7 protein-coding genes are annotated in these 7079 nt (G+C 59.4%); 1 reads left to right on the forward strand and 6 read right to left on the reverse strand.

The window, feature by feature from the left end; genetic code table 11:
* Window positions 1-16: 16 nt before the first annotated feature.
* The 6 genes from ptsP to B5E56_RS09815 all read right to left on the reverse strand — a co-directional run bounded on the left by ptsP (window position 17) and on the right by B5E56_RS09815 (window position 6124).
* Window positions 17-1729, reverse strand: coding sequence for a phosphoenolpyruvate--protein phosphotransferase (gene ptsP / locus B5E56_RS09790; RefSeq protein WP_206404968.1), 1713 nt, complete (start codon window positions 1727-1729; stop codon window positions 17-19).
* 40 nt (window positions 1730-1769) lie between these two features.
* A complete protein-coding gene (locus B5E56_RS09795) occupies window positions 1770-2033 on the reverse strand; it encodes an HPr family phosphocarrier protein (protein ID WP_087189431.1) in 264 nt (87 codons plus the stop codon).
* Between the two features lie 55 nt (window positions 2034-2088).
* Window positions 2089-4008 (reverse strand): PTS fructose transporter subunit IIABC, encoded by a 1920-nt coding sequence (locus B5E56_RS09800; RefSeq protein WP_087389560.1) that lies wholly within the window; start codon window positions 4006-4008, stop codon window positions 2089-2091.
* A gap of 21 nt (window positions 4009-4029) precedes the next feature.
* Complete coding sequence (pfkB, locus tag B5E56_RS09805) at window positions 4030-4932, reverse strand: 1-phosphofructokinase (protein WP_087189433.1); 903 nt, start codon at window positions 4930-4932, stop codon at window positions 4030-4032.
* Entirely contained in the window at window positions 4929-5678 is a 750-nt protein-coding gene (locus B5E56_RS09810; protein WP_087189434.1) for a DeoR/GlpR family DNA-binding transcription regulator, read from the reverse strand. The genes pfkB and B5E56_RS09810 overlap by 4 nt, the downstream gene beginning before the upstream one ends.
* A 263-nt stretch (window positions 5679-5941) precedes the next feature.
* Window positions 5942-6124: a hypothetical protein gene (locus B5E56_RS09815; protein ID WP_087189435.1), complete on the reverse strand. Its 183-nt coding sequence runs from the start codon at window positions 6122-6124 to the stop codon at window positions 5942-5944.
* A gap of 145 nt (window positions 6125-6269) precedes the next feature.
* Between B5E56_RS09815 and B5E56_RS09820 the strand changes: the two genes are divergently transcribed.
* Entirely contained in the window at window positions 6270-6950 is a 681-nt protein-coding gene (locus B5E56_RS09820; protein WP_087327737.1) for a Crp/Fnr family transcriptional regulator, read from the forward strand.
* Window positions 6951-7079: the final 129 nt, after the last annotated feature.

Raw genomic sequence — 7079 nt, forward strand, 5'->3', positions numbered from 1 at the left:
AGGAAAAAGGATAGGTTTAGTCTTTGACTGCGGACTGGAGATAACCCTCCACGCCGGAGGCGGTGGACAGGCTCATGGCCTCTTGGGTTACCTGGGCCGCCTGGGCAACGTGCCAGTGATGGATCTGGGCACGGGTGGCCAGTACAGCAGAGGAACTGACGGAAAACTCATCCAGTCCCCAGGTCATGAGCAGGGGGATGAGCCGGGGATCGGCGGCAGCCTCGCCGCACATACCCACCGGAATACCAGCCTCTTTGGCGGCAGTAATCACGCTGCGGATGGAACGGAGCACAGCGGGATGGAAGGTGGTGTACAGATTTTCCACCTGGGCATTGCCCCGGTCCACTGCCATGGTGTACTGAGTCAGGTCATTGGTGCCGATGGAGAAGAAGTCGCACTCCCGCGCCAACAGGTCAGCGATGAGGGCGGCAGCGGGAGTCTCCACCATGATACCCAGGGGGATGTCCTTGTGGTAGGGCAGACCCTCAGCTTCCAGCTCGGCCTTGCAGGTCTCCAGCAGAGCCCGGGCGCCGCGGATCTCCTCCAGAGAGGTGACCAGGGGCAGCATAATCTTGATGTTCTTTTCCTCGGCGCCTGCCCGCAGCAGGGCCCGAAGCTGGACCTTGTACAGGTCGGGGTTGTCCAGGCAGTAGCGGATGGCCCGGTGGCCCAGGAAGGGGTTGTCCTCGTGTGCCATCCCCAGGTACTCTACCGCCTTGTCGCCGCCTACATCCAGGGTGCGGATGATAACCTCTTTGCCCGCCATGATGCGGGAAACAGCCAAATAGGCCTCATACTGTTCAGTTTCAGTAGGCACGCTGTTCCGGTCCATGAACAGGAACTCGGTGCGGAACAGGCCGATGCCCTCGGCGCCAGCTTCCGCGGCTGCGCCAGCCTCCGCGGGGGAGCCGATGTTGGAGTACAGGGCATAACGGTTGCCCTCGGCATCCACGGTCTCCCGGTCCCGGTAGACAGCCAGCAAGGCCTTTCTGCGGAGGAACTCCTCCTGCTTGGCCAGATACTCGGCCAGAGTGCGCTGGTCCGGGTTGACCATGGCGGTCCCTTCGCTGCCGTCCACGATGACGCTGTCACCGTCCTTCAGCTGCTCCATAGCTCGGGGCACACTGAGTACGGCGGGCAGCTCCAGGGCCCGGGCCAGGATGGCGGAGTGGCTGGTCCGACCGCCCACCTCGGTGAGGATGGCTGCAACGTGCTCTTTGTCCAGGCCCACCGTCATGGAGGGCGTCAGATCATGGGCTACCAGCACACTGCCTGCGGGCAGATGACTCACATCCACGCCGGTGACCCCCAGCAGGATGGCCAGCATCCGGCTGCGGATATCCCGCACATCGGTGGCTCGCTGGCGCATGAGCTCGTCGTCCACTCCGGCGAACATCTCGGCGTACATGGTGCACACCTGATCCACCGCTGCCTCGGCGCACTGGCCGGCATCAATGACCTCCTCCATCTGGCTCTGCATAAAGGGGTCGCTCAGCATCATGATCTGGCCGGTGAGGATCTCGGATTCCTTTTCTCCCACCTGTGCCCGGATGTGCTCCGCCATGGCGGTGGTCTTCTCGTTAAACTGGGTGATAGCTGCCTGGAGCCGATCTTTCTCTACCTCTTTGCCGCCGTATTTCACGGCGGAGTAGTCCAGACTTTGCTCCCGGACGCAGACGGCCTTACCGATGCCGATCCCGTCCGAAGCGGCGATGCCCCGTAAGATCATAGCGGTCTCCTCCTGTTTGTCGGTTCGGGGGTCCGGGCGATCACTCGCCCAGACCGGATTCCACCAGCTCCACAGCGGCCTTCAGAGCGTCGGCCTCCTGTTCGCCGCAGCACTGGATCTCGATCTCGCTGCCCTGCTTGATACAGGCGGCCATCAGATGCATGATGCTCTTGGCGTTGATGTTCTTGCCGTTGAAAACGATGGTGACGTCGCTCTTGTACTTGGCCATGGTATTGACAAAGAGCTGAGCGGGACGCATATGCATACCCTGAGGATTGACGATCTTAGTCTTAGCGGTAACCATAGTAATACTTCCTTTCTGTATTCAGCCAAATAGGATGGGTGAGGTGATAATTTGGTTAAGCCTTTTTCTTTTTGAGCAGGCCCAGCAGAATCATGCCGACCAGAGAGCCCACCACAAGGGCGACCACATAGCCCAGGATATTGGTCATGACGGGGAAGACGAAGATGCCGCCATGAGGTGCGGGGAGGGCGCAGCCAAAGGCCATGGACAGAGCGCCGGCCACACCGGAGCCCACAATGCAGGCGGGCAGGACACGGAGAGGATCGCTGGCGGCGAAGGGAATGGCACCCTCGGTGATGAAGCACAGGCCCATGATGTAGTTGACCACGCCGGACTTGCGCTCATCCTCGGTGAAACGGTTGCGGAAGAAGGTGGTGGCCAGAGCAATGGCGATGGGGGGCACCATGCCGCCGATCATGACGGCAGCCATGATATCAGAACCCTGTCCGGCGGCCATGGTGGCCAGGGTGGAGGTGCCAAACACATAAGCGGCCTTATTGAAGGGACCGCCCATATCCACGGCCATCATACCGGCCAGTACGATACCGAGCACGATCTTGCTGCCCTCGCCCATGGCCTCCAGACCGGAGTACAGGGCGGTGTTGATGGCGCCCACAATGGGATTGATGAGGCACATAAACAGGCCGATGATGAGAAGTCCCACCACGGGGTAGATCAGGATGGGCTTGAGGCCCTCCAATGCCCGGGGCAGCTTGTCGCAGACCTTCCGCATACCCAGCATCAGGTAGCCGCCGGCAAAACCGGCAATGAGCGCGCCAAGGAAACCTGCGGAGACGGAAGTGCCGGAGGGGGAGGCGAAGGTAGCGCCGGACACGGCCAGTGCGCCGCCCACAAAGCCGACCATCAGGCCGGGCCGGTCGGCAATGGACATGGCGATGTAGCCGGCCAGAATGGGCAGCATGAAGTTGAAGGCCACGCCGCCGATGTTTTTGAACCATGCGGCAATGGGGGTGTTGGTGCCGAAGTTGGCGTAGTCAATGGAGGCGTCGTCCAGCAGGAAGGCCAGAGCGATGAGAATGCCGCCGCCGATCACGAAAGGCAGCATATGGCTGACGCCGTTCATCAGCTGCTTGTACAGCTTGCGGCCAAGGCCTTCATTGGAGGTCTCCTGAACCACCTGGCCGGCGTGATGATAGGTGGGGGCGTTGGGTGCCTGACGGATCAGCTCCTCCGGCTTGTGGATGCCATCGGAGACGGGTACACGCAGGACGGGCTTGCCGTTAAAGCGGGCCAGATCAACCTCTTTGTCGGCGGCAATGATGATGCCGTCACAGGTGTCGATCTCTGCCTGGGTCAGAATGTTTTTGGCGCCGCCGGAGCCCTGGGTTTCCACCTTGACGGAGATGCCGATCTCTTTGCCCTTTTTCTCCAGAGCCTCGGCAGCCATATAGGTGTGGGCAATGCCGGTGGGGCAGGCGGTGACAGCCAGGATGCGGGGACCGGCTGCGGGGTTTTCAACAACGGAGGCGGGGGTTTCTGCGGGGACCTCTTCAGGGAATTTGGCAGCTTCGTATTTATCGATGACTTCCATGAAGGTTTTCGGGTCAGAGGCAGCGCGCAGCTCGCTGACAAAGTTGAAATCCATCAGCAGCACCATCAGGTGGGAGAGAATCTCCAAATGCAGATCCCCGTCCATGGGAGCGGCAATCATGAAGAAGAGGTCGGAGGGCTGGCCGTCCATGGCTCCGTAATCTACGCCCTCTTTCAGAATGCAGGCGGCCAGACTGGGGGATTTGACGCAGGCGCTTTTGGCGTGGGGCACGGCAATGCCCATCTCAATGGCGGTGCTGGTCTGGGACTCACGAGCCAGAATGGCCTGCTTATAGGTCTCCCGATCGGTGAGACAGCCACTTTTGCTTTGCAGGTCCACCAGCAGATCGATGGCGCCTTCCTTATCGGCGGCAGACGCTCCCAGTGCGATTTTTTCCGGGCTCAGCAGATCGATGATGCGCATGGTAGTGAGCTCCTTTCTGATTTAGAAGGTATGGATCAGTGCCATGATTTGTTCTTTGGTGGCCAGTCCGTCGGCAAAGGCAGTGGCGGAACCGGCAGCAGCGCCCAGACGCTGGGCATAGGCGTAGTCGCCAGTTTCCAGCCAACCGGCCAGGAAGCCAGCTACCATGGAGTCACCGGCTCCCACCGAGTTGCGGACTTTACCCTTAGGTACGCCCAGACGGTGGCAGTTTCCCCTCTCGTCCACCAGCAGGGAGCCGTCTCCTGCCATGGAGACCAGTACGTTGCGGGCACCCTTGGCCTGCAGCTGAGCGGCGCAGTGCCGGATCTCGGTATCGGTGACAGGAGTCTTCCCGAAAATCTCACCCAGCTCGAGATTGTTGGGTTTGATAAGGAAGGGGTGATAGGGGAGTGCGCTGCACAGCAGATCACGGGTGCTGTCCACCACAAACTGAATCCCCCGGTCTTCCAGCCGGGCCAGAATCTGCTCGTACACGTCGTGAGACAGGGCGGCAGGCACGGAGCCGGAGATCACCAGGATGTCCCCGGCCTCCAGTCGGTCCAGCTTATCTTGCAGAGACCGCAGAGCCACCGGCCCGATGGTAGGACCCTGGCCGTTGATCTCGGTCTCGTCGCCTCCCTTGACCTTGACATTGATGCGGGTCAGCCCATCGGGAAGCCAGATAAAGTCGGTGCGGATGCCCTGGCTCCGGAGACCCTCCTCCAGGGCCCGGCCGGTGAAGCCGGCCAGGAAACCAAGTGCTACGTTTTCCACACCCAAGGCGGACAAAACAGTGGACACGTTGATGCCCTTGCCGCCATACTGGATCTCCTCGCTCTGAGTGCGGTTGATCTGGCCCGGACGGAGAGCGTCCATCCAAACCACATAGTCCAGAGCGGGATTAAAGGTTACTGTATAGATCATGCGGATACCTCCTTGATCACCGTGTGTTCCAGATAGCTGGGGTCGGGCAGATGCTCGGTAATGATAGTGGCCTTTTCCAGAGGAAGTACAGTCACAGTGGATACCAACTCAAATTTGCTGCTGTCGGCCAGTACAAAGGTGAGGTAGGACTGCTCGGCGGCTTTGGTCTTGATGGCGGCCTCCTCCGGGTCGGGGGTGGTGAAGCCTTGACGGATGGTAATGCCGTTAATGCCCAGGAAGGCCTTGGTGAAGTTATACTTACCAAGCTCCTCCAACGCGCCGGTGCCCACCACAGCCCAGGTGCCCGGCTTAAGATAGCCGCCCAGCACATAGCCGCGCAGCCCCAGTTCCATCAGCCGTTGGGCGCAGGCAATACCGTTGGTGACAAAGGTGGCGCGGGAGCCCTTTAAATACTCCAGCATACGTACCGTGGTGGTACCTGCGTCCAGGTAGACCACGTCGTCATTGTTGATAAGCTCGGCGGCATAATGGGCGATGAGATCTTTTTCATCCCGGTGGAGCAGGGACTTGGTGGTTACGTCCGGTTCTTCCCCCTGAAAGGTGCTACTGGTCAGAACCGCCCCGCCGTGTACCTTGTTTAGTCTGCCCTGGCGGGCCAGAATGGTGAGATCCCGCCGGATGGTGGCCTCTGATGCGCCGGTGAGCTCGCACAGACGCGTTACGCTGGCAGCCCTGCTGTTGGTCAGTTCCTGTAGGATGGTTTCAAAACGCTGCTCTGCCAACATTGAGAATCCCTCCTCTATGCTCTAGTTTGATTGAAAATGACTGTTCTATCTTGTGACTTCAATATAGCACTGATAACAATCATAGTCAATCATAATCAATCAAGTTTACGCACAAAAAATCAGACTGCTTTTTAGACAGTCTGACGAATTGATCGGGGCGTCCTCTGGTAAAATCCAGCTAAAAAAGAAAACTCAAGATAGGAAGCAAGCAAAAACGATCAAAAAAGGTGCGCCGGTGGAGAAAACACACCGGCGCATGGATATTACTGGAGCAGACCCATAATCATGGTAACGATTCCGGCTACCAGGAGCACAGCTCCACCCACTTTTGTAGTGATGCTGGAGCGCATCCGCCGAAAAACGGTTTGCAGTTTTTCAAAGGGGATCAGAAGGAAAATCAGGCCCAGGATGATGAACAGAGCGCCCAGGGAGAAATAGACCATCATGGTTTCACCCACCGTTTCTTATGGAGTAGTTCCATCTTACCAGTTCTGGCCTGGTATTGCAAGAGTTCCTTGTATTTCGAAGGGACATCTGATAGGATAACAGAGAAATCAGGTGAGGAGCCGAGAGCTTCAATGGAGGGTATCCATGCGGGAATATGGGGGAGCGCTGCGCCGGACGGCGCTGTTTCGCGGAATGGAAGAGGAGGAGCTGTTTGCTCTGCTGGATTGTATGGGCGGCGGTGTGCGGCGGTATCCGCGGGGGACTGCGGTGCTTCGAGCGGGAGATCCAGCTACCCATTTGGGCGTAGTGCTGGCCGGTCAGGTGCAGGTGAGCCGCATTCGTCCGGACGGGCAGCGGATCGTGATGGGGGAGATGGGGCCAGGACGGCTGTTTGCCGAGTCCTATGCCTGTGCCGGGGCGGAGAGTTTACCGGTCACCGTTACCGCCACAGCCGATACGGCGGTGCTGCTGCTGGATTGCAGGCGGCTATCTACCCCCTGTGCCTCGGCCTGCGGAGCCCACGGAAAACTGATCCACAACCTGCTGTGGGTGCTGGCGGAGAAAAATCTGTTTCTCACGGGGAAACTGGATCACCTCTCAGGACGAACTATTCGGGAGCGGCTGCTCTCCTACCTGGAGGAGGAGGCAGCCCGCACCGGTCGGACCACGGTAGTGGTGCCCTTTGACCGCCAGGCGCTGGCGGACTACCTCTGTGTGGATCGAAGCGCACTGTCCCGCACCATCGGCCAGCTGCAAAAGGAAGGGGTGCTGGAGGCCGACCGCCGGCGATTCCGTCTGAAGGGGCTGCCAGAGTCTCAGAAATAAGAAAGCGGGCCTGTTGCAAAATGCGCAGCTCGTACAAAGACCCGTCATTCCGAGAAAAACGGCCGCCCGGTGGGCGGCCGTTTTTCGTGGGAATCCGCCCCTTTTGCCGAGGAAACGGATTGCCACGCC

Origin of the sequence: Flavonifractor sp. An112, assembly GCF_002161085.1 — a bacterium.
In the GTDB taxonomy this organism is placed as follows: domain Bacteria; phylum Bacillota; class Clostridia; order Oscillospirales; family Oscillospiraceae; genus Flavonifractor; species Flavonifractor avicola.